Raw genomic sequence first — 22,789 nt, 5'->3', positions numbered from 1 at the left:
ATGGGGGTGCCCCCGCGCGAGCCGGGCGAAGCCGGGTTCGAGCGTGGGGGAGCGTGCAACTGGAGGGCGGCGACGCGATGACCGACGACAACGCGGCTGGGGGTCCTCCACGCCCTTGAGGCAGTGGGGGAGCGCGTGCCACGCCCCGCGACGCCGGCATGATCCAAACGACAGGCCCTACAGCACCCGCGAACCTCCCACCGGCAGGTCCCACAGGTCCTCCCGGGGCAATCCGGCCTTCTGCCACGCGGCAAGCGTGCGCGTGAGCGGTTCCAGGACCGGTTCCGCCGACAGCACGAACGTGCCCCAGTGCATCGGCGCCATGCGGCGGGCGCCGAGGTCCTGGGCCGCGCGGACCGCCTCCTCGGGGTCGCAGTGCACGTCGCTGAGCCACCAGCGGGGATCGTAGGCGCCGATGGGCAGCAGGGCGAGGTCTATGCCGGGGTAGCGCTCGCCGATGCGGGCGAACCAGTGGCCGTAGCCCGTGTCGCCCGCGAAGTACACGCGCTGTCCGTCGGGCGCGGTGAGGACCCAGCCGCCCCACAGGCTGCGGCAGGTGTCGGTGAGGGTGCGCTTGGACCAGTGGTGGGCCGGCACGAAGTCGAAGCGGACCCCGGACAGTTCCACCGCCTCCCACCAGTCCAGCTCGGTGATGTGCGTGAACCGGCGGCGGCGGAACCAGCCGGCGAGGCCGGCGGGCACGAACACCGGGGTGTCGCGCGGCAGTCGGCGCAGGGTGGGCGCGTCCAGGTGGTCGTAGTGATTGTGGCTGATGACGACGGCGTCGACGCGCGGCAATTCGCTCCAGGCCACGCCGACGGGGGTGATGCGGGCCGGGGTGCCGAGGATGCGGCGCGACCAGACGGGGTCGGTGAGCACGGTCAGTCCGCCGATCCGCACGATCCAACTGGCGTGTCCCGCCCAGGAGACGGCGACTGTGCGGGCGTCCACACGCGGGAGGGGCGCCGGTTCGTAGGGCAGCCGCGGGATGTCGGCGAGGCCCTCGCGGCCCGGACGCACGGCGCCCTCGCGGGCGAAGCGGGCGAGGGCCTTGAGGCCGGGGAGCGGGGCGGTGAGGCGGTCGTGGAAGGTCCGCGGCCACACCCGGCGCTCGCCCAGCGGGCGGGGCGCGGCGAGCGGCGGGAACGGGGGCGCGAGGGACGACGGGTCGGCCGGGGCGCCGGCTTCCCCGGTGGGTGTTCGCGGTGTTGTCGACGTGGATGACTCGGACTGCTGCGTCATCGAGGAGACTCCCATCGCTGAGCGTCGTCGCGGAGATCGTCGAAGACCGATTTCAGATGGATCAACGCGCGTCGCACATGCGGCAGTTCCGTCGGGACGGGGGAACTGATGCACTGCGCGCGTTCCTCGTCGCCGCCGGCCAGCAGCGGCCCGGTGGACAGCCGCACGCGCAGCGCGCCGAGGTCGTCGCCGAAGCGGTGTCCGCCCGGTGCGGGCATGCCGAGCCGGGCGGCGAGGAAGTCCTCCAGGTCCTGGGCGTCCCCCACGCCGTGCGCCGAGAGCCCGGCGCGCAGCGGACCCAGGTCGATGTACAGATGCCGCCCCGCCTGCGGTGGCCGGGCCAGGGCTCCGGCGCCGACCGCGGCGGCGTGCGCGGCGGCGGCCACGCGCGCGTGCAGCCGTACGGTGGCGGCGACCCGGGCGGTGACCGGTTCGGGTTCCCGCAGCGCGTACTCGGCCGCGAGGGCGATCGGGCCCGCGATACGGGCGCCCAGCACGGTGAGGACGTCGAGCACGCGCGCGTGCAGGCCGTCACCGGTCTCGCCCTCGGGGAACCGGGCGACCGCGGCGGGCCAGCCGGGCGGCAGCAGGGCACCGGCCAGGTCGCTGACGACGGTGACCTGTTCGGGCAGCATTTCGGCGGGGCTGAGCAGCACGGTGTCGTGCGGGGCGTGCACGGTGTCACGCCAGGTCTCGTCGCTGACCAGGTGCAGCCCTTCGCCGGTGGCGGCCTCCAGGGTCTCGTGGAGCAGCTCGGGCGGCGCCACGGTGGCCGTCGGGTCGTCGGCGACGGACAGCACCAGCAGCCGCGGGTCACCGCCCTCGGCGCGGACCCGGCGGACGGTCTCCAGAAGGGCGTACGGATCCGGCACACCGCCGTTCTCGGCGGGCGTCGGCACATGGAAGACAGGTCTGCCCAACAGCCGTGCGTACGGCGCCCACCAGGCGGCACAGGGCCGCGGCACCAGGACATCGCCGCCGAGAGCGGCGGTCAGGGCGAGCAGCAGCGCGGGCGCGCCGGGCGCCGCGACGGCCCGGGCGGGCTCGGTGGGCAGTCCCCTGCGGTCCCAGTAGCCGCAGGCGGACTCCAGGAGCGCGGTGCCGCCCCCGATCGGTTCGCCCTCGGAGCGGCCCGCACCCGCGGCGACCACGGCGGCGAGTTCGGGCAGCACGGGCAGGCCGTCGTCCGGGAGAGGTGGCCCGTACCGGACGGGACCGTGGCCTTCGGGGTCCGTCCGGCGCATCCGTTCCTCCGCACAAGTCCTGGTGCCATGGGGTTCGTCGGGGCTTTGCGCTCCCTGAGGTGTGCTCCCTGAGGTTCGTACGGTGAGGTGTGCGCCCGGTGTGTGGCGGGCCCTTTCGCGCTCCGAGTACCCACCGTCGCGCAACCCCAAGGCTCCCCGCGGGGGTTGCGCCCGTCACACCGGCCACACCGGCGCCCGCCCCGGGTAGCCGGGCGGATCAACCCGTCCCGGTGGGCGTCTTGCGGCGCAGGCGGTACACCGCGCCGCCGAGCGCGCCCGCGATCAGCAGGCCGCCGGCGACCAGGGCGGGCACGGAGTCGGTGAAGGTGCCGCCCGAGCCGGCCCGCACCCCGTGGTCGACGTCGGCGTCGGCACAGTCCCGCGCGTGGGCTCCGCCGTCGCCCGGGTGGGCCTCGCCGCTTCCGGCGCCGGGCTCGGCTTCGCTCCAGTGGGACGCGCCGCCGCCGGGCTCGGCCTTGCCCGCGGGGGGCTCGGTGCAGTGCCGGTCGCCGGTGCCCGTGCCTGCGACGCCGGAGTCGGTTCCCTCGATGCCGGAGTCCGTGCCACCGCTGTCGCCTTCGGTACCGCCCCAGCTGTCCGCGCCGCCGGTATCGCCTGCGCCGCTCGTGTCGTCCGCGCCGCCGGTGTCGCCCGTGCTGCCGGTGTCCTCCGCGCTGCCCGCGTCGCCCGTGCCTTTGGTGCCCGCGTCCGTGCCGTCGTGCTCGGCCGCCCCGCCGCTGTCCGCGCCTGCGCCGTCCACGCCCGCGGTGCTCTCGAGGGCCTGGGTGCCGGCACCGCTGCCGTGCGTGCCGCCGCTCTCGCGGGCCACCGTCAGCTTCGCCCTCCACGGCTTGCCCTCCTTGCCGGGTGCCGCGGGGCAGGTGCCGTCGACCGTCCAGGCGGAGTCACCCGCGCCCGCGTCGGAATCTCCCTCGATCTTCTCCGCCGCGGGGACGGTCGCGGTACCGCGGTATGCGGGTCCTGCGGCCTTCCCGCCGTCGCCGGTGACCCGCTTCAGTGCGACGGTGCCCTCCTCGAACGCCTGCGAGGTGGCGTCGACGGTGGCGGGCGCGTCCCCGTCGACGGAATCGCAGGAGACCTCGACGGTCACGCTGCCGCCCGGCGAGACGGTGCCGGGGCTGACCTCCGCGGCCGGGTCCGCGTAGGCGGCCGAGGCGGCGAAGCCCACGACGGCACCGGCCAGGGCGGCGACGGACAGGGCAGGGGCGGTGCGGCGCATGGGGTGGACTCCTTCGGCCGACGGCTGCGGGGGTACGGCGGTCGTGCCCCCGCAGCCATGACAGCCCGCCCGGCGCCCGCACGCGCGCGGCCGGGCACCATTCGCGCGACGCGGACGGCCGAGTGGGTGACCCCGTCCGCCGAGTCGGCCGTGTCCACACGCCCGGTCGGTTCAGCGGCGCCGCCGGGTCCGGCGAGAACGCCCCCGGGGGCTCAGCCCACGTCTTCCAGTACCTGTTCCCGCACCTGGTTGCAGCACCGGCTGATGAGCCGGGAGACATGCATCTGCGAGATGCCCAGCTGTTCGGCGATGCGGCTCTGCGTCATGTCGCCGAAGAATCGCATGTACAGGATCGCCCGCTCGCGCTCGGGCAGTGCGGCGAGCCGCGGCTTGACGGCCTCCCGGTCGACCACGGTGTCCAGCGCGGGATCGGCCGACCCGAGCGCGTCGCTGAGCGAGTAGCCGTCCTCGCTGCCGGGCAGCTCCGCGTCCAGGGACAGCGCGGTGAAGCTCTCCAGCGCCTCCAGACCGACCCGGACGTCGGCCTCGGTCATGTCCGCGTGCGCGGCGATCTCGGCGGTCGTGGGCCGGTGCCCCGAAAGGGTCTGGAGCTCCTGGACCGCGAAGCGCACCCGGTTGCGCAGGTCCTGCACCCGGCGGGGCACGTGCAGCGTCCACATGTGGTCGCGGAAATGCCGCTTGATCTCGCCGGTGATGGTGGGCACGGCGTAGCTCTCGAAGGCGTTGCCGCGCTCGGGGTCGTACCGGTCGACGGCCTTGACCAGGCCCAGGGCGGCCACCTGCCGCAGATCGTCCAAGCTTTCGCCGCGGCTGCGGAAGCGTCCCGCGAGCCGGTCGGCCATGGGCAGCCACGCCTCGACGATCCTGCCGCGCAGGGCGTCGCGCTGCGGGCCCTCGGGCAGCGAGGCGAGCGTGCGGAAATCCTCGGCGGTGTCCGGGGCGTCATCGTGCGGGTGGTGCTTCGCGCTCACTGAGGTGGGCATGATGCGCCACAACTCCCTTGGTCGTGCCTGGTGGACGGTCACCATGGGAGGAGGGGCGCACCGGAACCGGACACACCCGTGGCGGGACTGCCGCTCCCACGGACGTGCCTCCTGTCCGAAGCACTGTTCCTTCGCCTGCCCTGCCGCCCGGTCCCCAAACACCGCACAGGTTTTTCCGGTCCGAGCAGGGTCACTCGTAGCGGCGCCGCGCACTCCCGTCGGAACCAGGAGGTCCCGCATGAGCACCACGGTCGCCGACCACGTCCTTCAGCGCCTGCGCGAGTGGGGTGTGGAACATGTCTTCGGCTATCCCGGCGACGGCATCAACGGGCTGCTCGCCGCGTGGGGCAGGGCCGAGAACCAGCCTCGGTTCATCCAGTCACGGCACGAGGAGATGTCCGCATTCCAAGCGGTCGGTTATGCCAAGTTCAGCGGCCGCGTCGGAGTGTGCGCGGCGACGTCCGGACCCGGCGCGATCCACCTGCTCAACGGCCTGTACGACGCCAAGCTGGACCATGTGCCGGTCGTGGCCGTCGTCGGCCAGACGCACCGCAGCGCGATGGGCGGCTCCTACCAGCAGGAGGTCGACCTGCACACGCTGTTCAAGGACGTCGCCTCGGACTTCGTGGAGACGGTGACGGTCCCCGAGCAGCTGCCGAACGTCCTGGACCGGGCGATCCGCACCGCGTACGCGCGCCGCGCCCCCACGGCGGTCATCATCCCCGGCGATGTGCAGGAGCTCGACTACTCGCCGCCCACGCACGAGTTCAAGATGGTGCCCTCCAGCCTGGACCGCGGCACCTGGACGGCCGTTCCCTCGGACGAGTCGGTCCGCCGGGCCGCGGAGATTCTCAACGCCGGTGACAAGGTGGCCGTTCTGGTCGGCCAGGGCGCGGCCGGCGCACGGGCCGAGGTGGAGCGGCTCGCCGAACTGCTGGGCGCCGGCGTGGCCAAGGCGCTGCTCGGCAAGGACGTCCTCAGCGATGAACTGCCGTACGTCACCGGCTCGATCGGGCTGCTCGGTACGCGTCCGTCGTACGAGCTGATGCGGGACTGCGACACCCTGCTGACCATCGGGTCGTCCTTCCCTTACACGCAGTTCCTGCCGGAGTTCGGCAAGGCACGGGGCGTGCAGATCGACATCGACCCGCACATGGTCGGGATGCGCTACCCCTACGAGGTGAATCTGATCGGCGACGCGAAGGCGACGCTGGAGCGGTTGATCCCGCTGATCGAGCAGGGCCGTGGGCGCGAGTGGTACGACACGGTGTGCGACAACGTGGCCCGCTGGCGCGAGGTCATGGAGCGGCGGGCGGGCCTGTCGGCCGACCCGATCAACCCGGAGCACGTCGCCCGCTCCCTGGACGCGCTGCTGCCCGCCGACGCGATCGTCAGCTCCGACTCGGGCTCGGCGGCGAACTGGTACGCCCGTCATCTGACGATGCGGCCCGGCATGCGCGGATCGCTGTCCGGGACGCTGGCGACGATGGGCTGCGGAGTGCCGTACGCGATCGGCGCCAAGTTCGCCCACCCGGACCGGCCGGCGATCGCGCTGGTCGGCGACGGCGCGATGCAGATGAACGGGCTGGCCGAGATGATCACCGCGGCCAAGTACAAGGACCAGTGGGAGGACCCGCGTCTGGTGGTCGGCGTGTTCAACAACCACGACCTCAACCAGGTCACCTGGGAGCTGCGCGCCATGGGGGGCGCCCCGTCCTTCCTGCCCTCCCAGGAGCTCCCCGACGTCCAGTACGCGGCCTTCGCCCGTTCCCTCGGCCTGACCGGCATCCGGGTGGAGAAGCCCGAGGACGTCGAGGCGGGCTGGCGCGCGGCCCTGGAGGCGGACGGCCCGGCGGTCGTCGAGTTCCTGACCGACCCCGCCGTCCCGCCGATCCCGCCGCACGCCACCTGGGAGCAGATGGAGGCGACGGCCGAGTCGATCCTGAAGGGCGACGCGGACCGGGGGTCGGTGGTCAAGCAGGGGTTCAAGGCGAAGATGCAGGAGTTCCTGCCGGGGCGCGAGAAGAAGCACTGAGGACGGAACCGGACGTCGGGGTCGGGGTCGGCGGGGAGGAACGCGCCCGACCCCAGCACCCAGGGACCGGCACGGCGCCGCCCCGGCGGATGGTCGGCGCGAGGCCGCCCGGACGCACACGCCTGCGGCTCAGCCGGGCCGCGGTCGGCGCTCGGGCGGACGCGCTCATGAAGGCCCCGGGGTGGCCGACGCAGCCCACCGCGCCCGACACCAGCCGCCGCCAGGGACCGGCCCCGCACCGGCCGCGCCCGGAAGCCGACGCGAGGCAGCACAGACACACGCCCGCGGCTCAGCGGGCCGCGGTAGGCGCATGGGCATGGGCGCCTGGGCGGGCGCCGTCACGAGGCCCCTGCATGGACCGACGCAGCCCACCGCGCCCGACACCAGCCGCCAGGGACCGGCACGGCGCCGCCCGCGGCGGATGGTCGGCGCGCGGCCGCCCGGACGCACACGCCGGCGGCTCAGCGGGCCGCGGTAGGCGCCTGCGCGGGGGCGGTCAGGAGGGTTCCGGTGGCCGACGCGGGCCGCGTCTGAGCGCGCTGGTCGAGGGGCGGTGCGGGCCTGGACAAGGCAGATGAGCGCCGTCGTCGCCGGCACGGGCAGCGCGGCTGCACTCGCCCGGCGGCGCCGCTTCGGCTCCGCCGGCGCCGGCCGAGCGGTCGGGGGCCGTCGTCAGCCGACGCTGGATCGCAGTGTTTCCGATGCCGCTGACGCAACGACCGCGTGACGCGGTGGGAGTCAGTGGCCCAGCGCCGCTTCCTGTGGGCGGTCCTCGTCCGGCTCCTTCGGCAGGAGCAGATCCTCGTAGCGGCCCAGTGCCAGCACCACGCCGAGCATGGCGAGCGGGAGCAGCACGGTGAGCAGTGCCATCATCCGGTCCTTCCCCAGTGCATGAGCGGGGGGTGCGGATCGGGTCTCCCGCCTTCCGGGGTGCAAACCCCGTGTCGGCCCCCGGCGCACGGGTACGCGGTGCGGACACCCGACGATCTGGAGGGAGTCATGCAGCGAGGCAGTGACCGGCTGAGCGTTCATCGCGACGACGAGATGAAGCACGAACTGCAAGGTCTGCTGAGGTCCGGGCACCCCACCCGGGCCGATGAATGGCACGATCCGGAGCCGTCCGCCGAGGACGATCCGCGCGTCGCGGGCGGACCGGTGGCCCCGGGGACGTCGACGGCGTCCCTGGCGGTGGTCCGGCTGGAGCTGGCGCGGTTCCTGAGCCGTAGCGCGTTCCCGGCGAGCCCCCGGGAGCTGGCCGGGGTCCTGCGCCGCGGCTATGCGCCCGACGCCCTGGTCGAGCCGGTGGAGCGGCTGCCGCGCTCCGCCCGCTACACCAACGTCCAGGAGGTGGCGGAGGCTCTGACCAAAACCGGGCGGTCCACCCGGCGCGGCAACGCATAGGGGACCGGTCGACGGGTACTGCGGGCGAGGTCACCCCGACCCGGCCGCGGTACCCGAACCGGCCGGCGACGCAGGAAGGGCCCAGGATGGCTGGATTCGTGAGAGACGTCATGACACCGGGCGTGGTCGCCGTCCGCCCGGACGCCTCGCTGGTCGAGGCGGCCCAGCTGATGCGCACGCAGCACATCGGTGATGTGGTGGTGGCGGACGGTCAGCGGGTCGTGGGCGTGCTCACCGACCGTGACATCACGGTGCGGGCGGTCGCCGAAGGCGCCGACCCGCTGACGGTGAGCGTCCAGTCGGTGTGCACCCACGACCCGGTGCTGATCGGTCCGGGCGAGCGGGCGTCCCTCGCGGCCTCGCTGATGCGCCAACACCATGTACGCCGGCTGCCGGTCGTCGAGGACGGTCTGCCGGTCGGCGTCGTCACCCTCGGGGACCTCGCCGAGACCGAGGAACCGGACTCGGCGCTGGCCGAGATCAGCCGTGCCGCTCCGGACGAGTGAGCGTATGACCGACGAACGGACGACTGCATGAGCCGGGATCAGGCCGCCGAGATCAGCGCCACCGGCGTCACCGTGGACGTAGGTGACGCCACCGTCCGCTATCTGCTGTACGGGCTGCTGCCCAGCTGGTTCGTGCCGGGGGTCGCCGACTGGGTGATGCACCGGCGCAGCCGGATCGAGGAGACGGCGGGCACCAAGGAGTCCCTCATCCACGCGCTGATGATGACCGAGGTGGGCATCCCCATCGCGCTCACCCTGCGCTACGAGGTCAACCCGCTGCTGCTCGGAGTGCAGCTCGGCGCGACCGCGGCGCACGAGGCGACCGCGCTGTGGGATGTCCGTACGGCCGTCGACAGCGACCGCGAGGTCGAGCCGGTCGAGCAGCACATCCACAGCTTCCTGGAGTCGCTGCCGTTCGCCGCGCTGACCTCCCTGATGTGTCTGCACGCCGACCAGGTGAAGTCGCTGCTGCGCGGCGGGCGCGGTGATCCCGACGCGTGGCGCCTGGTGCGGCGCCGGCGGCCGTTGTCCCGCGGCTATCTCGTGGGCATCGCGGCCGCGATCGGCACCTGCGTGCTGCTGCCGTACGGCGAGGAGCTGCTGCGCTGTGTCCGCACGGCCCGGCGGGACAAGAAGCGCGCACGAACGACGAGGCCCGTTTCCGGGCCGCGGAAGGACGTTGAGACATCATGCGTATCGCATTTCTGACCGCACCCGAAGGCGTCGAGCAGGTCGAGCTGACCGAACCGTGGCAGGCGGCCGTGGACGCGGGCCACGAACCGGTGCTCGTGTCGACGAAGCCGGGCACGATCCAGGCGTTCAACCATCTCGACAAGGCCGACAAGTTTCCCGTGCAGGAGGTCGTCGGTGAGGCTTCGGCCGACTCGTTCGGCGCGCTGGTCCTGCCCGGTGGCGTCGCCAACCCGGACTATCTGCGGGCGAACGGCAAGGCCGTGGCGTTCGTCCGGGACTTCTTCGAGCGGGGCCTGCCGGTCGCCTCGATCTGCCACGCCGCGTGGACGCTGGTGGAGGCGGACGTCGTACGCGGCCGGGTGCTGACCTCCTGGCCGAGTATTCGGACCGATATCCGCAACGCGGGCGGCACCTGGGTCGACGAGCAGGTGCGCATCTGCGACCACGGGCCGAACAAGCTGGTCACCAGCCGTAAGCCGGACGATCTGAAGGCGTTCTGCGAAACGTTCCTCGAGGTGTTCGCCAGGGAATCCAAGGAGACCGTCTGATGGCAGACCGCAAGCAGGAGCAGCGCGAGGCGTTCCGGGCGGACGACCCGACGGCCGGGCCGCTGACCACCGACCAGGGTGTGGGGGTCGACCACACCGACGACTCGCTGGCCGCCGGTGAACGCGGGCCGACGCTGATGGAGGACTTCCACTTCCGGGAGAAGCTCACCCACTTCGACCATGAGCGGATCCCGGAGCGGGTGGTGCACGCGCGGGGCGCGGGGGCGTACGGCTTCTTCGAACCGTACGAGTCCTGCGCGGAGTTCACCCGTGCGGCCTTCCTCCAGGATCCGTCGGTGCGGACGCCGGTCTTCGTGCGGTTCTCCACCGTGCAGGGCCCGAAGGGCTCGGCGGACACCGTGCGGGACGTGCGTGGATTCGCGACCAAGTTCTATACGTCGGAGGGGAACTACGACCTGGTCGGGAACAACTTCCCGGTCTTCTTCATCCAGGACGGCATCAAGTTCCCCGACTTCGTGCACGCGGTGAAGCCGGAGCCGCACAACGACATCCCCACCGGCGCCTCCGCGCACGACACCCTGTGGGACTTCGTGTCGCTCCAGCCGGAGACGCTGCACGCGATCATGTGGCTGATGTCGGACCGGGCGATCCCGCGCAGCTACCGCATGATGCAGGGCTTCGGCGTGCACACCTTCCGGTTCGTGAACGCGGACGGGAAGGGGACGTTCGTGAAGTTCCACTGGAAGCCGAAGCTCGGTGTGCACTCGCTGGTGTGGGACGAGGCGCAGGAGTGCCAGGGCCGGGACCCGGACTTCAACCGGCGTGATCTGTGGGACGCGATCGAGGCGGGCGAGTACCCGGAGTGGGAGCTGGGTGTCCAGCTCGTGCCGGAGGAGGACGAGTTCGCGTTCGACTTCGACCTGCTCGACGCGACGAAGATCATTCCGGAGGAGCAGGTGCCGGTGCGGCCGATCGGCCGGATGGTGCTGGACCGCAACCCGGAGAATTTCTTCGCCGAGACCGAGCAGGTCGCCTTCCACACGGCGAATGTCGTGCCGGGCATCGACTTCACCAACGATCCCCTGCTCCAGGCTCGTAACTTCTCCTACCTGGACACACAGCTGATCCGCCTCGGCGGCCCCAACTTCGCGCAGCTGCCGGTGAACCGGCCGGTGACGCCCGTACGCACCAATCAGCGCGACGGCTACCACCAGAGCGCGATCCACCGGGGCACGAACTACTTCCCGAACTCCCTCGGCGGCGGCTGCCCCGCGCACGCCGGCGTGGACGGGAACGCGTACACCCATTACGCCGAGCGCGTCGACGGCGCCAAGATCCGGCGCCGCAGCCCCAGCTTCCAGGACCACTACAGCCAGCCCGCGATGTTCTTCAACAGCATGGCGGACTGGGAGAAGCAGCACATCGTGGCGGCGTTCCGCTTCGAGCTCGGCAAGGTGGGCGCCAAGGAGGTGCGGGCCCGCACCGTGGAGCAGCTCGCCAAGGTGAACGGCGAGCTGGCGGGCGCGGTGGCGCGCGGCGTCGGAGTGCCGGAGCCGTCGGCCGCACAGGCGGCGGACAAGCTCTCCTCCCCCGCGCTGAGCCTGGAGTCCCTGCGTGGCGACGGCTCGATCCGCACCCGGCAGATCGCGGTCCTGGTGGCCGACGGTGTGGACGTCGCCCAGGTGACCTCGGTGCGCGAGTCGCTCACCGCGGAGGGGGCGATCGTCGAGGTGCTGGCGCCCATGGACGGCACGGTGTCGGGCGCCGACGGTGAGCGGCTCGAGGTCGACCGCGCGCTGCCGACGGTGGCCTCGGTGCTGTACGACGCCGTCCTGGTGCCGGGCGGCCCCGCGGACGCGCCGACCACGGCCGCAGATCCGGACGCGATGCGCTTCGTCCGGGACGCCTACCGGCACGGCAAGCCGGTGGGTGCGCTCGGCTCCGGCGTGGCTGTCCTGTCGTCCCTGAAGCCGGAGGGCGTCCAGCTGTCCGCCGAGTTCCATCGCACGGTGAGCGACCAGGGCGTGGTGACGGACACCTCTCCTGGGCCGGCGACGCAGGAGTTCCTCCAGGCATTCAGGAGCGCCGTTCAGGACCATCGGCACTGGGGGCGGCCACCGGTGCACGGCTGAGCCGGCCGGCGGTCGGAGGGCGATCGGAGGGCATCGGAGCGGGCGGAACTCGCAGACCCGTGACCCGCCGAGCAGGTGCGCCGGGACCGAGGGACCTACGGGGCCCGCCCGGCGCACCGGCAGGTCCGGCAGGTCCGGCAGGTCCGGCAGATCCGGCAGGTCCGGCAGCCGTACGTCGAGCTGCTGTGCGGCCGGACGCCCGCCGCACCGGCACGGGGCGCGAACCCGCCGACAGGGCCGTCTCCGGGTTCGATCACGCAGGCGGAGTCGTCGGGGCCGCGCTGCTTCCGGTGCGGTCGCGGGCGCCCTCGCGGGTCCGGCCCGCGGCCACGGTTCGACGTGGGTTGCGGCGCAGGTATTCGCCCTCGAGCTGCGCCATGCGTTCGTTGTGGGCGCGCAGTGCGTCGTTCGAGCCGTACAGCAGCGTGTCGTGGCGCGTCCGGTGGATCGTCTCCAGCTCCTTCATGAGCTGCTGGTCGTCCAGCCGGCCGGGGTCGACTCCGTTCATGGTGGTGCCCCGCTCGTCGTGTTCAATCATGCGGTCCGGGTACCCGCGCGACGAGCACGACAGCACCCGAGCGCGGTACGGAGAGAGCCATGGATCTCGCCTTTCTGCATCCACTGTACGAACACCCCGGCCCTTGGGCCTCCGTGTACGTGGACACCTCCCGGCACACGGAGAACACGCCCCATGAGCGTCGCCTCACCGCCCAGGCCCTGTCCCGGAAGCTGGCCGAGCAGGGCGCCGACGAATCCACCTGCCGGGCCGTACGGGAGGCGCTGGAAGGACTCGAACATTCCTCCGAGCCTCATGGGCGGGCGGTCTTCGCCCGCGCCGGCGAGGTGGTCCTGGATCCGTCGCTGGCCCGGCCCCCGCGGCGCGACAGCGCCCACTGGGCGCCGCTGCCGCACACCGCGCCCCTGCTGGAGCTGGCGGGCGAGGACCCGGTCTGCGTGGTGGCCTACGTCGACCGCAGGGGCGCCGCGTTCGAGCTGCGCACCGCGCTGGGCCGGCAGGACTTCGGCTCGGTCACCGGCCGGCAGCACCCGGTCCACAGGACCAGCACGGTCGACTGGTCCGAGCGGCACTTCCAGCTCAAGGTGGAGAACACCTGGGAGCACAACGCGGCGGAGATCGCCGACGCGCTCACCGTCTGCCAGGAGGAGGCGCACGCCGACCTGCTGATCCTGGTCGGTGACGACCGCGAGCGGCGGTCGGTGCACGAGCGGCTGCCGCAGCGGCTGCACGAGCTCGTGGTCGAGGCCCCGCACGGCACCGGCAGCAGGCTGCTGGACGAGGATGTCGAACACGCCCGTGAGCAGCATGTACGGCAGCGGGCGGAGAGCCGGATGGAGCGGTTCCAGGCGGCCCGTGAGCCGGACGGGGAAGGGCGTGCCGGTGCGGCGGAGGGCGTGCCCGCGCTGATCGAGGCCGCCCGGGAGCACCGTATCGAGGAACTCCTGATCCGACCCGACGGCCCCGATGCCCATCGCGAGGTGTGGATCGGCGAGGACCCGGACCAGGTGGCGGTGCGCCGTACGGATCTGAAGATTCTCGGTGAGCAGAACAGCTGGTCGGCCCGCGCCGACGACGCCCTGATCCGCTCCGCGGCCACGACGGGCGCGGCGGCCCTGTCGGTGACTGCGGCGGAGCCGGACTCGCAGCCCGCGGGCGGGCTGGGGGCGCTGCTGCGCTGGGCCTGAGCGGCGTCGGCACAGTACGCCGAGGCGGCGCGAGCAGGTCGCCCGCGGCATCGCCGCAGGACACGCCGCAACGCAAACGCCGAGGCGCCGAACGTACGCCCGAGGAGCCGGCGTCTCGGCGTCTCGGCGTCTCGGCGTCTCGGCGTCTCGGCGTCTCGGCGTCTCGGCGTCTCGGCGTCAGCGCGCCCGTACCACCCGTCGTTCGTCCCACACCGGCTCCGGCGTCTCGCGGACCCGGCCGTCGCTGCCGAAGACGAGATAGCGGTCGAAGGAGCGGGCGAACCAGCGGTCGTGGGTGACGGCGAGGACCGTGCCCTCGAAAGCCTCCAGGCCTTCCTGGAGGGCCTCGGCGGACTCCAGGTCGAGGTTGTCGGTCGGCTCGTCGAGGAGGAGGGCGGTGACGCCCTCCAGCTCCAGCAGGAGGATCTGGAAGCGGGCCTGCTGGCCGCCGGAGAGCCGGTCGAAGGTCTGCTCGGCCTGGTGGGTCAGCTCGTAGCGGCGCAGCCGGGACATCGCGGCGCCCCGGTCCTGGGCGTGCTCCTTCCACAGAATGTCGAGGAGGGTGCGTCCCAGCAGCTCCGGATGGGCGTGGGTCTGCGCGAAGTGACCGGGCACGACCCGCGCGCCGAGCTTCCACACCCCGGTGTGCGCCACGTCCTCGCCGGCCAGCAGGCGCAGGAAGTGCGACTTGCCGGAGCCGTTGGAGCCGAGGACCGCGACGCGTTCGCCGTAGAACACCTCCAGGGAGAAGGGCTTCATCAGGCCGGTGAGCTCGAGATCCTCGCAGGTGACCGCGCGCACCCCCGTACGGCCGCCCTTGAGCCGCATCCTGATGTCCTGCTCGCGTGGCGGTTCCGGCGGGGGGCCGGCCTCCTCGAACTTGCGCAGCCGGGTCTGGGCGGCGCGGTACCGCGAGGCCATGTCCGGGCTGTTCTCAGCGGCCTGACGAAGCGTCAGTACGAGTTTCTTCAGCTGGGCGTGCTTCTCGTCCCAGCGTTTGCGCAACTCCTCGAAGCGGGCGAAGCGCTGCCGGCGTGCCTCGTGGTAGGTCGCGAAGCCACCGCCGTGCACCCAGGCGTCCGCGCCGGCCGGCGAGGGCTCCACGGAGACGATCCTGTCGGCGGCACGGGCGAGGAGCTCGCGGTCGTGGGAGACGAAGAGGACCGTCTTACGGGTCTCCTTCAGCCGCTCCTCCAGCCAGCGCTTGCCGGGCACGTCGAGGTAGTTGTCGGGTTCGTCGAGCAGCAGCACCTGGTCGGTGCCGCGCAGCAGCGCCTCCAGGACCAGCCTCTTCTGCTCACCGCCGGACAGGGTCCGCACCTGCCGCCACTGCGCCTTCTCGTACGGCACGCCCAGCGCGGCCGTGGTGCACATGTCCCACAGTGTCTCGGCCTCGTAGCCCCGCGCCTCGGCCCAGTCGGCGAGGGCCTGGGCGTACTTCAGCTGGGCGGCCTCGTCGTCGACCGTCATGATCGCGTGCTCCGCGGTGTCGACGGCCCGCGCGGCCTGGCGGATCCTGGGCGGCGCGACCGACACGAGCAGATCGCGCACGGTCGTCTCGTCCCGTACCGACCCCACGAACTGCCGCATCACACCGAGACCGCCACTGACGGTGACGGTGCCGGCGTGCGGTTTCAGCTCTCCGGAGATCAACCGCAGCAAGGTCGTCTTGCCGGCCCCGTTGGGCCCGACCAGGGCGACGACCGCGCCTTCGCCCACCCGGAAGGACACGTCGCCGAGCAACGCCCTCCCGTCGGGGAGGTAGTACTCGAGGTGCGCGGCTTCCAGATGTCCCATGAAGCCGCATTCTGCGGTCCGCCGACGAGGTCCGGCAAACTCTTATTCGCCCTCGGCGACCGGCCGCCCGGCGGGACCGCTGTCTCCCGCGGGCGCCACCACGGCCCCCGCCCAGGCCAGCACCTTCCACCCGTCCACGGGCGTGCCCTCCAGCACCACGACCCCGGTGTTCTGCAGCGGATGCGCCGCGGCGAAGGCCACATCCACGTTGACCGCCCGCGCCGCCGTCCACATCCGGATCGCCGCCCCGTGGCTCACCATGGCCACCGTCCGGGCCCCGCTGCCGGCGGCCTCCGCCACCACCGCGTCGTAGCGTGCCAGCGCCTGCGCTCCGCTCTCGCCGCCGGGCATGCGCAGCTCCGTGTCACCGGCCGCCCAGGCGAACACGGTCCTCATGTACGGCTTCGCCTGCGGCACGTCACCGGGCAGCATCTCCATGTCGCCTGCGGACAGCTCCCGGATGCCGTCGCGGACGAGCACGTCGAGGCCGCGGGCGGCGGCCAGCGGGGCGGCGGTGAGCCGGGTACGGGTCAGGGTGGAGGCGTAGACCGCCTCGATGTCCTCGCCGGCGAGCGCCTCGGGCAGGGCTTCGGCCTGCGCCCGGCCGAGTTCGGTCAGTCCGGGGCCGGGGACGGCCGTGTCCAGGAGATGCTCCAGGTTGGAGGGCGTCTGGCCGTGGCGGATCAGGAGCAGGCGCATGTGAAGGGGTTCCTCCGTGTGTCGCTCGCCGTCGGCCGGACAGCAATCGGCCACTTCAGGGTACCCAGCCCTGTATGAGCCCAGACGTCGACTTCACCGTTGCCAAAGCTGGCCGGCATGCCCTGCGCGACCGGCTCCTCGCCCTCGACTCCCGGCTGTTCGAGTTCGCCGCCGAGCGGAACTGGCCGTACGCGGAGCGGGTCCTGCCGCGGCTGAGCCGGAGCGCGAACCACGGGGTGCTGTGGTTCGCCACGGCCGCCGCCATCGCCGCGAGCCGCACCCCGCGGGGCCGTCGGGCCGCGGCGCGGGGCCTGGCCTCGCTGAGCCTGGCCTCGCTGACCATCAACACGCTCGGCAAGCGGTCGGTGCGCCGGCCCCGGCCGACCCTGGATCCGGTGCCGCTGGTCCGGCAGCTGAAGCGGCAGCCGATCACCACCTCCTTCCCCTCCGGGCATGCCGCGTCGGCCGCCGCCTTCGCGACCGGGGTGGCCCTGGAGTCGCCCGCCTGGGGCCTGGCCGTGGCCCCGGTCGCCTGGTCGGTGGCGCTGTCGCGCGTGTACACCGGCGTCCACTTCCCCAGCGATGTGCTGGCGGGCGCCGCCCTGGGCGCGGGCGCCGCGTTCGCCGTACGGGGCATGGTGCCGACCCGTGACCGGCTGGTCCCGCCGGCCCGGGCCCGCGCGGACGTGCCGGCGCTGCCGGACGGAGAGGGCCTGATCGTCGTGGCCAACAAGGGGTCGGGCACCTCCGACCGGGTGCACGCGCTGCTGGACCTGCTGCCGCGCGCCGAGCTCGTCGAGTGCGAACCGGGTGACACCGGGGCCGAGTTGGAGAAGGCGGCCACCCGGGCGCGGGTGCTCGGCGTGTGCGGCGGCGACGGCACGGTGAACGCGGCCGCGGAGGTGGCGCTGCGGCACGGTCTGCCGCTCGCGGTGCTGCCCGGCGGCACGCTGAACCACTTCGCCCTCGACCTGGGCGTGGAGGACGAACGCGATCTGAGCCGGGCGGTCGTGCACGGCGAGGCCGTACGCGTGGACGTGGGCCGCTTCACCTGCGGGGAACGGCAGGGTCTGTTCCTCAACACCTGCAGTCTGGGCGTCTATCCGGAGCTGGTGCGCGAGCGGGACCGCTTCTCCCCCAGGGTCGGTTCATGGCCGGCCGGTGTGCTCGCGGCCCTGCGGGTGCTGCGCCGCGAGCGCCATCCGCTGCACGCCGAAGTCGGCGGCCGTGCCCACCCGTTGTGGATGCTGTTCGCCGGGAACGGCACCTACCACCGCGTGGGTCTCGCCCCCGCCCGGCGTCTGGACCTCGCGGACGGCGTGCTCGACGTACGGGTCGTGCACGGTGGGCGCCGGCCGGCCCTGAGGCTGCTCGCGGCGGCCCTCGCGGGTCCGCTGACCCGTTCTCCGGCCCATGCCGCGGTCCAGGTGAGCCGGCTCAACCTGGCGGGGGTCGCGCCGGGCGCGCTGCTCGCCTACGACGGTGAGGTCACCGAGGTGGAGGGCGAGGTGACGCTGGAGAAGCTGCCGGAGGCGCTGACCGTCTACCGTCCGCTGGCCCGGCTCTGAAACGGCGCCGCCGTCCTGGCGTCCTGATCCACCGTCAGACCGAATGGTGAAACACGGGTCTCAATATGCGACATGCCCGCGTACCGTGTCGCGTATCGCCCACGGGGCCGTGCGTCCCGTGTTCCGGTACGAGGAGACGAGGTGGAACGGCCATGCCGAAGGACCGGTCGAAGGCGCAGCCGAGGGCCCGGGAGACCGCCGTCTACACGCACGGGCACCACGAGTCCGTGCTGCGTTCGCACACCTGGCGCACCGCGGCCAACTCCGCGGCCCATCTGCTCGGCTCGCTGAAGCCGGACATGACGGTCCTGGACGTCGGCTGCGGCCCAGGCACGATCACCGCCGATCTGGCGGCCCTGGTCCCCGAGGGGCAGGTCACCGGTGTCGACCGGGCGCCGGAGATCGTGGAGCAGGCCCGGGCCACGGCCGCGGGGCGCGGTCTGACGAACGTGGCGTTCGGGGTCGCCGATGTGCACGCCCTGGACTTTCCCGACGACACGTTCTGCGTCGTCCACGCCCACCAGGTGCTCCAGCACGTCGGGGACCCGGTGGGGGCGCTGCGCGAGATGAAGCGGGTCACCAGGCCGGGCGGCCTCGTCGCGGTCCGCGACTCGGACTACGCGGCCATGACCTGGTACCCGGCGTCGGCCGGCATGGACGACTGGCTGGAGCTGTACCGCCGTGTCGCCCGGGCCAACGGCGGCGAGCCGGACGCCGGGCGCCGTCTGAAGTCCTGGGCGCTGCGGGCCGGGTTCACGGACATCACGGCAGGCTCGAGCACCTGGACCTTCTCGACGCCGGACGAGCGGGCCTGGTGGAGCGGGCTGTGGGCGGACCGCACGCTGGCTTCGGCGTATGCGGAGCGGGCCACCGAGGGCGGGCACGCGAGCGCGGAGCGGCTACAGGCCGTGTCCGACGCCTGGCGGGAGTGGGGCCGGCAGGAGGACGGCTGGTTCAGCGTGCTCCACGGGGAGATTCTGTGCCGAAAGGAAGCCTGAATCGCGTATTTCTGGAAACCCGATGAGCAGGAGGTCGAAAACTATGGTTCCTATTCTGCTCGTACTGCTTCTGGCTCTGATTCTCTTTGGCGCCGGATTTGCGCTGAAGGCGCTGTGGTGGATCGCGATAGCGGTTCTCGTGGTGTGGCTCCTGGGTTTCGTGATGCGGGGCACGACTGCGGCGGGAGGCAGGGGACGCTGGTACCGGTGGTGACACCGGCGCGCATCTGACGCACGTGACACACGCAAACGTGGCACACCCACATCTGACACACATCTGAATTCACTCCCGGGGCAGCAGCGGCCCCAGCGGCCCGAGGTCCAGATTGAGGTCCTCGGGCCGCAGTCCGTAGCGCTCGCGCAGCTCGGTCATACGGTCGTCGAGCAGCATCAGCGTCAGCCCGATCCGTTCCTCCTGCTCCTCGCTCAGGTCACCCTGGTCGAAGCGGCGCAGCGCCTGGCGCTCCATGAGCTGGCGCAGCAGTTCCACGACCGTCAGGACGAGTTTGACGAGGTCGCGTTCGACGGTGTCGGGGTCGAGGTCCAGCCGATTGCGGTGTGACGTCACGTCAGTCCCCCCAGGGTGACGGTACCTGCTCGTTGACGGAGCTGATCAGGGCGTTCAGGTCGATGCGGACGAGGTCGACGTCCGCGATGCGCAAGGTGATGTCCCCCGCGACGACCACCCCGCCGGCGAGCAGCCGGTCGAGCAGGTCCACGAGGGCGACCTCACGGCGTTCGACGACGGTCACAGGCCGTCCCCCGCCCGCTCCTGTGTGAACTCCCCGGTGAAGGAATAGGCCGCCCAGGGGCCGGTGAGTTCGACTCGAATTCCGGGAGAGTCGTCCTTCTCCCGGTCCACCAGTTCCACGAATTCCTCGGAATTCCCGCGCGGCACCAGATAGGCGGCGTTGAGGACATTCTGTCCGGTCGCACCGGAAAGGGCCGCGTTCTGCGGGGCGTGCAGCCGGGAGTCCTCGGCGAACGCGGAAAGCGTTTCGTGCAGCCGGCCCGCGAATGCGGCGGCCCGCTGCCAGACGTCCTCACGGGCCCGGGTCTGCGTACGGCGCCGGCGCAGATAGTCGCGGCCCGACATGGCCTTCGCCCCCGCCGCGGCACCCTCGGAGGGCGCCGCGGCTTCGGCGGCCGGGGCGGTTTCGGCAGGTTCGGCGGATGCGGCCGGCTCGACGTCGGCGTACACCTTGACGCCCCACTCCACCCGGCCCTCAAGCCGGTCCAGCACGCGCCGGAAGTCCTCCTCGCGGGCCTCCATCATGGTCCGTACGCCGCTGTCGTCTCGGAAGACGGTGCCGAGTCGCAGCGGCAGCGGCGTCGTGACGACGGTGAGGGCGTCGATGACCTGCTGATGGGCGCGGGCCGTCGCGGTGAGCCAGTCCAGGTCCTCCAGATGGGCGCGCAGGGGCTCCTCGGCGAAGTCCGCCTCGGGCACCGTACTGACGACGGCGATCAGGCCATGGTGCGTCAGCTGCTTGGGCGGCGCCCCGGCCACCCCGCTCAGCTGGGCCTGGAGAGGGGAACGAAAGGGGTGACAGACGGCGTAGACATAGCGCAGTCCGGTCATGAGGTCTCCTCCTGTACCCGGGCCGGCTCCAGCTGGGCCAGGCGCTCGCGCAACTCGGCGTTCTCCCGGGCGAGCTCGTCGCGCCGGGCGCGGGAGGACAACGCGGGGTCGTCCTCCCACCAGTCGATGCCCATCTCCTTCGCCTTGTCGACGGAGGCGACGATCAGCCGCAGTTTGATGGTGAGGAGTTCGATGTCGAGCAGGTTGATCCGGATGTCACCGGCGATGACCACGCCCTTGTCGAGCACTCGCTCCAGGATGTCGGCGAGGTTGGCGCCCCCGTTGTGTCCGTAGGGTTCGGGCAGCCGACCGGGTGTCGTCATCGGCGGCTCCTGCCACCGGCGTACTCGTCCTCGTCCTCGGGTTCCTCCTCGGAGTCGTACTCGGGTTCCTCTTCGTCCCCGGCCTCGGGTTCCTCGTCATCCTCGTACTCGTCCTCGGCCTCGTACTCGTCCTCGGGTTCCTCCTCGCCCTCCGGCTCCTCCTCGTCCTCGGAGTCCTCCTGCGCGTACGCCGAGTCGTCGTCCTCGTCCTCTTCCTCTCCGTCTTCCTCTTCGTCGCCGTCGCGGCCCTGCGGGCCTTCGTCCTCGTCTCCTTCGTACGCCTCCTCGTCCTCCTCCGCGACCGCGTCCTCGTGGCTGCGGACGACCTCGCCGTCGCGGATCTCACCGCGCCAGCCGTCCTCCGCCTCTCCCTTGAGGGTGATGAAGCGGACGTAGTTCTTCAGGTCGAGGCGGGCACGACGGCCCTGGGCGCGCCAGAGGTTGCCGGTCTTCTCGAAGAGTCCCGCCGGGTAGTACTCGATGACCAGCAGGACGCGGGTGAGGTTGTCGGCGAGCCGGTGGAAGGAGACCACGCCCTTCGTGCTGCCCTTCGCGCCTTCCGACGACCAGGCGATGCGCTCGTCCGGCACCTGCTCGGTGGTGTGCGCCTTCCAGCTGCGGTTGGACCAGAAGACCTTCAGCTGCCAGTCGGAGGTGGTGTCGTCGGCGCGATTGGCGCTCTTGACACCCTTCGCGAAGGTGCTGAAGTCCTGGTACTGGGTCCACTGGTCGTAGGCGGTGCGCAGCGGGACGCCGACATCGACGTACTCCATGATGACGGTGGGCTTGTTGCCCGCGCGCTTGCCCTTGCCCTTGCCGCCGCCACCCCCGCCGAGGTTCTTGAACGCATCGGTGACGCTGTCCTTGGCGCGTGAGGCGCCGACCTCCAGCGCGCTGCGCAGCGGTCCCTTGCCCTCGGCGATCTTACGGCCGCCGTCGAGCGCCAGCTGGGCGAACCCGGGGCTGCGGCCCTCGGCGATGTCGGTCAGCTTGACGGTGGCCTGGCCGAGTTTCTGGCCGGCGCCGGTCAGCAGCCGGGTGGCCTGGGCGGCGAGGTACTCCCGCAGCTCGGCCTTGAGCCGGTCGGCGGCCTCGCTCTGGGCCAGGCCGGTGAGCGGTCCGGTGGCCCCACGGGCCGCGGAGGATGCGGAACCGAGTGTGTCGGTCATCGCTCGTCACCGCCCTTCCGGGTCCGCGTCCCACGGGAGCCTCCGCGTGCCGCGGTCGTCTTCTTGCCGGCGGGCTTGCGGTCCGCCGTCTTCTTCGCCGTCTTCTTGGCAGCCGGCTTGCCGGACGCGGCCTTCTTGGCGGGCGCCTTCTTGGCGGGCGCCTTCTTGCCGGGTGCCTTCTTGCCGGGTGCCTTCTTGGCTGCGGCCTTCTTCGCCGGAGCCTTCTTGGCCGCCTTGCGCGGCGGCTCGTCCTCGTCCTCGGACTCCTCGGAGTCGACCGAGTCCTCGGGCTCGTCCGGCTCGTCCTCGTCCTCGAACTCTTCGTCGTCCGCGTCCTCCGCGTCGGAGTCCGACGGCACCACCCCGGCCAGCTGGTCACGCACCTGTGCGGTACGCCCGTGCAGCCGGTCGGCGAGCGAGTCGAGCTGCCGCTCGACCATCGCGCCCGAGGCCGCCTTGCCCACCCCGCGCAGGTCCTCGCGCAGCTGGTCCCCGATCTCCTTGAACTGCGGATTGTCCTGGAGCTGCTGGGACACCATGTCGGCGAGCGCGCGGGGGCTCAGGTGCAGGCGCTTGCCGGCGACCAGGGAGCCGACGGCGAACGCCAGTTTCATCTTCTTCGTACGTCCGAGGACGTACCCGGCCCCTATCGCGAGGCCCAGTCCCACTCGGTTCATCGTGCCGTCCCCTCGCTCGACCGTCCCGTGCGTGCCAGGCCGGTCTCCAGCCGGTCGAGAAGCTCGTCCTCCTGGCGGTCGAACTCCTCCTCGGTGATCTCACCGGCGGTCAGCTTCTCCTCCAGCGCGGCGAGTTCCGCACGCACTGCGGCCGGGTCGTAGTAGAGGCGTTCCGCCTCTTCCAGGACCTGTCTCATCACCCACGCGCTGCCGCGCACCGGGGCGAACGGCAGCAGAAGCACCTCTCCTATCAGTCCCACGGCTGC

The 22,789-nt window shown here is 72.2% G+C and carries 25 protein-coding genes; 10 read left to right on the top strand and 15 right to left on the bottom strand.

Annotated elements, in window-relative coordinates; genetic code table 11:
- Positions 1 to 177: 177 nt before the first annotated feature.
- The 4 genes from ACHBTE_RS01235 to ACHBTE_RS01220 all read right to left on the bottom strand — a co-directional run bounded on the left by ACHBTE_RS01235 (position 178) and on the right by ACHBTE_RS01220 (position 4,730).
- Positions 178 to 1,242 carry an MBL fold metallo-hydrolase gene (locus ACHBTE_RS01235; RefSeq protein ID WP_394721359.1) on the bottom strand — a complete coding sequence of 355 codons (1,065 nt, stop codon included), beginning with the start codon at positions 1,240 to 1,242 and terminating at the stop codon, positions 178 to 180.
- Entirely contained in the window at positions 1,239 to 2,486 is a 1,248-nt protein-coding gene (locus tag ACHBTE_RS01230; RefSeq protein ID WP_394721358.1) for an aminotransferase class I/II-fold pyridoxal phosphate-dependent enzyme, read from the bottom strand. The genes ACHBTE_RS01235 and ACHBTE_RS01230 overlap by 4 nt, the downstream gene beginning before the upstream one ends.
- Positions 2,487 to 2,703: 217 nt before the next feature.
- Entirely contained in the window at positions 2,704 to 3,726 is a 1,023-nt protein-coding gene (locus ACHBTE_RS01225) for a hypothetical protein (protein ID WP_394721356.1), read from the bottom strand.
- 212 nt (positions 3,727 to 3,938) lie between these two features.
- Positions 3,939 to 4,730 carry an RNA polymerase sigma factor SigF gene (locus tag ACHBTE_RS01220; protein WP_394721355.1) on the bottom strand — a complete coding sequence of 264 codons (792 nt, stop codon included), beginning with the start codon at positions 4,728 to 4,730 and terminating at the stop codon, positions 3,939 to 3,941.
- A 238-nt stretch (positions 4,731 to 4,968) separates the two neighbouring features.
- On the opposite strand from ACHBTE_RS01220, the gene ACHBTE_RS01215 reads away from it, so the two are divergent.
- Positions 4,969 to 6,765 (top strand): thiamine pyrophosphate-requiring protein, encoded by a 1,797-nt coding sequence (locus tag ACHBTE_RS01215; RefSeq protein ID WP_394721354.1) that lies wholly within the window; start codon positions 4,969 to 4,971, stop codon positions 6,763 to 6,765.
- Positions 6,766 to 7,503: 738 nt separating this feature from the next.
- Here the strand turns inward: ACHBTE_RS01215 and ACHBTE_RS01210 are convergent.
- Positions 7,504 to 7,638, bottom strand: coding sequence for a hypothetical protein (locus ACHBTE_RS01210; RefSeq protein ID WP_394721353.1), 135 nt, complete (start codon positions 7,636 to 7,638; stop codon positions 7,504 to 7,506).
- A 126-nt stretch (positions 7,639 to 7,764) separates the two neighbouring features.
- On the opposite strand from ACHBTE_RS01210, the gene ACHBTE_RS01205 reads away from it, so the two are divergent.
- The 5 genes from ACHBTE_RS01205 (at position 7,765) to ACHBTE_RS01185 (ending at position 12,006) form a co-directional block, all read left to right on the top strand.
- Entirely contained in the window at positions 7,765 to 8,166 is a 402-nt protein-coding gene (locus tag ACHBTE_RS01205) for a DUF2795 domain-containing protein (protein ID WP_394721352.1), read from the top strand.
- 86 nt (positions 8,167 to 8,252) lie between these two features.
- Positions 8,253 to 8,672 carry a CBS domain-containing protein gene (locus tag ACHBTE_RS01200; RefSeq protein ID WP_394721351.1) on the top strand — a complete coding sequence of 140 codons (420 nt, stop codon included), beginning with the start codon at positions 8,253 to 8,255 and terminating at the stop codon, positions 8,670 to 8,672.
- Positions 8,673 to 8,699: 27 nt separating this feature from the next.
- Positions 8,700 to 9,380, top strand: a complete 681-nt coding sequence (locus tag ACHBTE_RS01195; protein ID WP_394721350.1) for a diguanylate cyclase — start codon at positions 8,700 to 8,702, stop codon at positions 9,378 to 9,380.
- Entirely contained in the window at positions 9,362 to 9,913 is a 552-nt protein-coding gene (locus ACHBTE_RS01190; RefSeq protein WP_394721348.1) for a type 1 glutamine amidotransferase domain-containing protein, read from the top strand. Before ACHBTE_RS01195 ends, ACHBTE_RS01190 begins: the two co-directional genes overlap by 19 nt.
- Positions 9,913 to 12,006, top strand: coding sequence for a catalase (locus ACHBTE_RS01185; RefSeq protein ID WP_394721347.1), 2,094 nt, complete (start codon positions 9,913 to 9,915; stop codon positions 12,004 to 12,006). Before ACHBTE_RS01190 ends, ACHBTE_RS01185 begins: the two co-directional genes overlap by 1 nt.
- A gap of 253 nt (positions 12,007 to 12,259) precedes the next feature.
- On the opposite strand, the gene ACHBTE_RS01180 is transcribed toward ACHBTE_RS01185, so the two are convergent.
- The gene (locus ACHBTE_RS01180; protein ID WP_394721345.1) at positions 12,260 to 12,544 is read right to left on the bottom strand and encodes a DUF6158 family protein; all 285 of its coding nucleotides are present in this window, start codon (positions 12,542 to 12,544) and stop codon (positions 12,260 to 12,262) included.
- A gap of 59 nt (positions 12,545 to 12,603) precedes the next feature.
- Between ACHBTE_RS01180 and ACHBTE_RS01175 the strand changes: the two genes are divergently transcribed.
- Entirely contained in the window at positions 12,604 to 13,710 is a 1,107-nt protein-coding gene (locus ACHBTE_RS01175; protein ID WP_394721344.1) for a Vms1/Ankzf1 family peptidyl-tRNA hydrolase, read from the top strand.
- A gap of 177 nt (positions 13,711 to 13,887) precedes the next feature.
- On the opposite strand, the gene ACHBTE_RS01170 is transcribed toward ACHBTE_RS01175, so the two are convergent.
- The gene (locus ACHBTE_RS01170) at positions 13,888 to 15,507 is read right to left on the bottom strand and encodes an ABC-F family ATP-binding cassette domain-containing protein (RefSeq protein ID WP_394721343.1); all 1,620 of its coding nucleotides are present in this window, start codon (positions 15,505 to 15,507) and stop codon (positions 13,888 to 13,890) included.
- Between the two features lie 42 nt (positions 15,508 to 15,549).
- Positions 15,550 to 16,206 carry a histidine phosphatase family protein gene (locus ACHBTE_RS01165; RefSeq protein WP_394721342.1) on the bottom strand — a complete coding sequence of 219 codons (657 nt, stop codon included), beginning with the start codon at positions 16,204 to 16,206 and terminating at the stop codon, positions 15,550 to 15,552.
- 74 nt (positions 16,207 to 16,280) lie between these two features.
- Between ACHBTE_RS01165 and ACHBTE_RS01160 the strand changes: the two genes are divergently transcribed.
- From ACHBTE_RS01160 to ACHBTE_RS01150, 3 genes are all read left to right on the top strand, one after another.
- The gene (locus ACHBTE_RS01160) at positions 16,281 to 17,774 is read left to right on the top strand and encodes a bifunctional phosphatase PAP2/diacylglycerol kinase family protein (protein WP_394721341.1); all 1,494 of its coding nucleotides are present in this window, start codon (positions 16,281 to 16,283) and stop codon (positions 17,772 to 17,774) included.
- A 152-nt stretch (positions 17,775 to 17,926) separates the two neighbouring features.
- Positions 17,927 to 18,772 (top strand): methyltransferase domain-containing protein, encoded by an 846-nt coding sequence (locus ACHBTE_RS01155; RefSeq protein ID WP_394721340.1) that lies wholly within the window; start codon positions 17,927 to 17,929, stop codon positions 18,770 to 18,772.
- Between the two features lie 43 nt (positions 18,773 to 18,815).
- Positions 18,816 to 18,986 (top strand): hydrophobic protein, encoded by a 171-nt coding sequence (locus ACHBTE_RS01150; RefSeq protein WP_394721338.1) that lies wholly within the window; start codon positions 18,816 to 18,818, stop codon positions 18,984 to 18,986.
- 69 nt (positions 18,987 to 19,055) lie between these two features.
- Here ACHBTE_RS01150 and ACHBTE_RS01145 read toward each other — a convergent pair whose 3' ends face one another.
- Genes ACHBTE_RS01145 through ACHBTE_RS01115 form a run of 7 tightly spaced genes read right to left on the bottom strand, consistent with a single transcriptional unit; the run spans position 19,056 to position 22,783 of the window.
- The gene (locus ACHBTE_RS01145) at positions 19,056 to 19,340 is read right to left on the bottom strand and encodes a gas vesicle protein K (RefSeq protein WP_394721337.1); all 285 of its coding nucleotides are present in this window, start codon (positions 19,338 to 19,340) and stop codon (positions 19,056 to 19,058) included.
- A 1-nt stretch (position 19,341) separates the two neighbouring features.
- Positions 19,342 to 19,524, bottom strand: coding sequence for a gas vesicle protein (locus tag ACHBTE_RS01140; protein ID WP_394721336.1), 183 nt, complete (start codon positions 19,522 to 19,524; stop codon positions 19,342 to 19,344).
- Positions 19,521 to 20,354 carry a GvpL/GvpF family gas vesicle protein gene (locus tag ACHBTE_RS01135; RefSeq protein WP_394721335.1) on the bottom strand — a complete coding sequence of 278 codons (834 nt, stop codon included), beginning with the start codon at positions 20,352 to 20,354 and terminating at the stop codon, positions 19,521 to 19,523. Before ACHBTE_RS01135 ends, ACHBTE_RS01140 begins: the two co-directional genes overlap by 4 nt.
- The gene (locus ACHBTE_RS01130) at positions 20,351 to 20,677 is read right to left on the bottom strand and encodes a gas vesicle protein (RefSeq protein ID WP_394721334.1); all 327 of its coding nucleotides are present in this window, start codon (positions 20,675 to 20,677) and stop codon (positions 20,351 to 20,353) included. The genes ACHBTE_RS01135 and ACHBTE_RS01130 overlap by 4 nt, the downstream gene beginning before the upstream one ends.
- Positions 20,674 to 21,846: an SRPBCC family protein gene (locus tag ACHBTE_RS01125; RefSeq protein ID WP_394721333.1), complete on the bottom strand. Its 1,173-nt coding sequence runs from the start codon at positions 21,844 to 21,846 to the stop codon at positions 20,674 to 20,676. Before ACHBTE_RS01125 ends, ACHBTE_RS01130 begins: the two co-directional genes overlap by 4 nt.
- Complete coding sequence (locus tag ACHBTE_RS01120) at positions 21,843 to 22,523, bottom strand: DNA primase (protein WP_394721332.1); 681 nt, start codon at positions 22,521 to 22,523, stop codon at positions 21,843 to 21,845. Before ACHBTE_RS01120 ends, ACHBTE_RS01125 begins: the two co-directional genes overlap by 4 nt.
- A complete protein-coding gene (locus ACHBTE_RS01115) occupies positions 22,520 to 22,783 on the bottom strand; it encodes a gas vesicle protein GvpG (protein ID WP_394721331.1) in 264 nt (87 codons plus the stop codon). The genes ACHBTE_RS01120 and ACHBTE_RS01115 overlap by 4 nt, the downstream gene beginning before the upstream one ends.
- Positions 22,784 to 22,789 lie beyond the last annotated feature (6 nt).

It is taken from the genome of Streptomyces sp. M41 (assembly GCF_043673425.1).
Lineage (GTDB): Bacteria > Actinomycetota > Actinomycetes > Streptomycetales > Streptomycetaceae > Streptomyces.
This window is presented reverse-complemented; position numbering and strand designations above follow the sequence as displayed.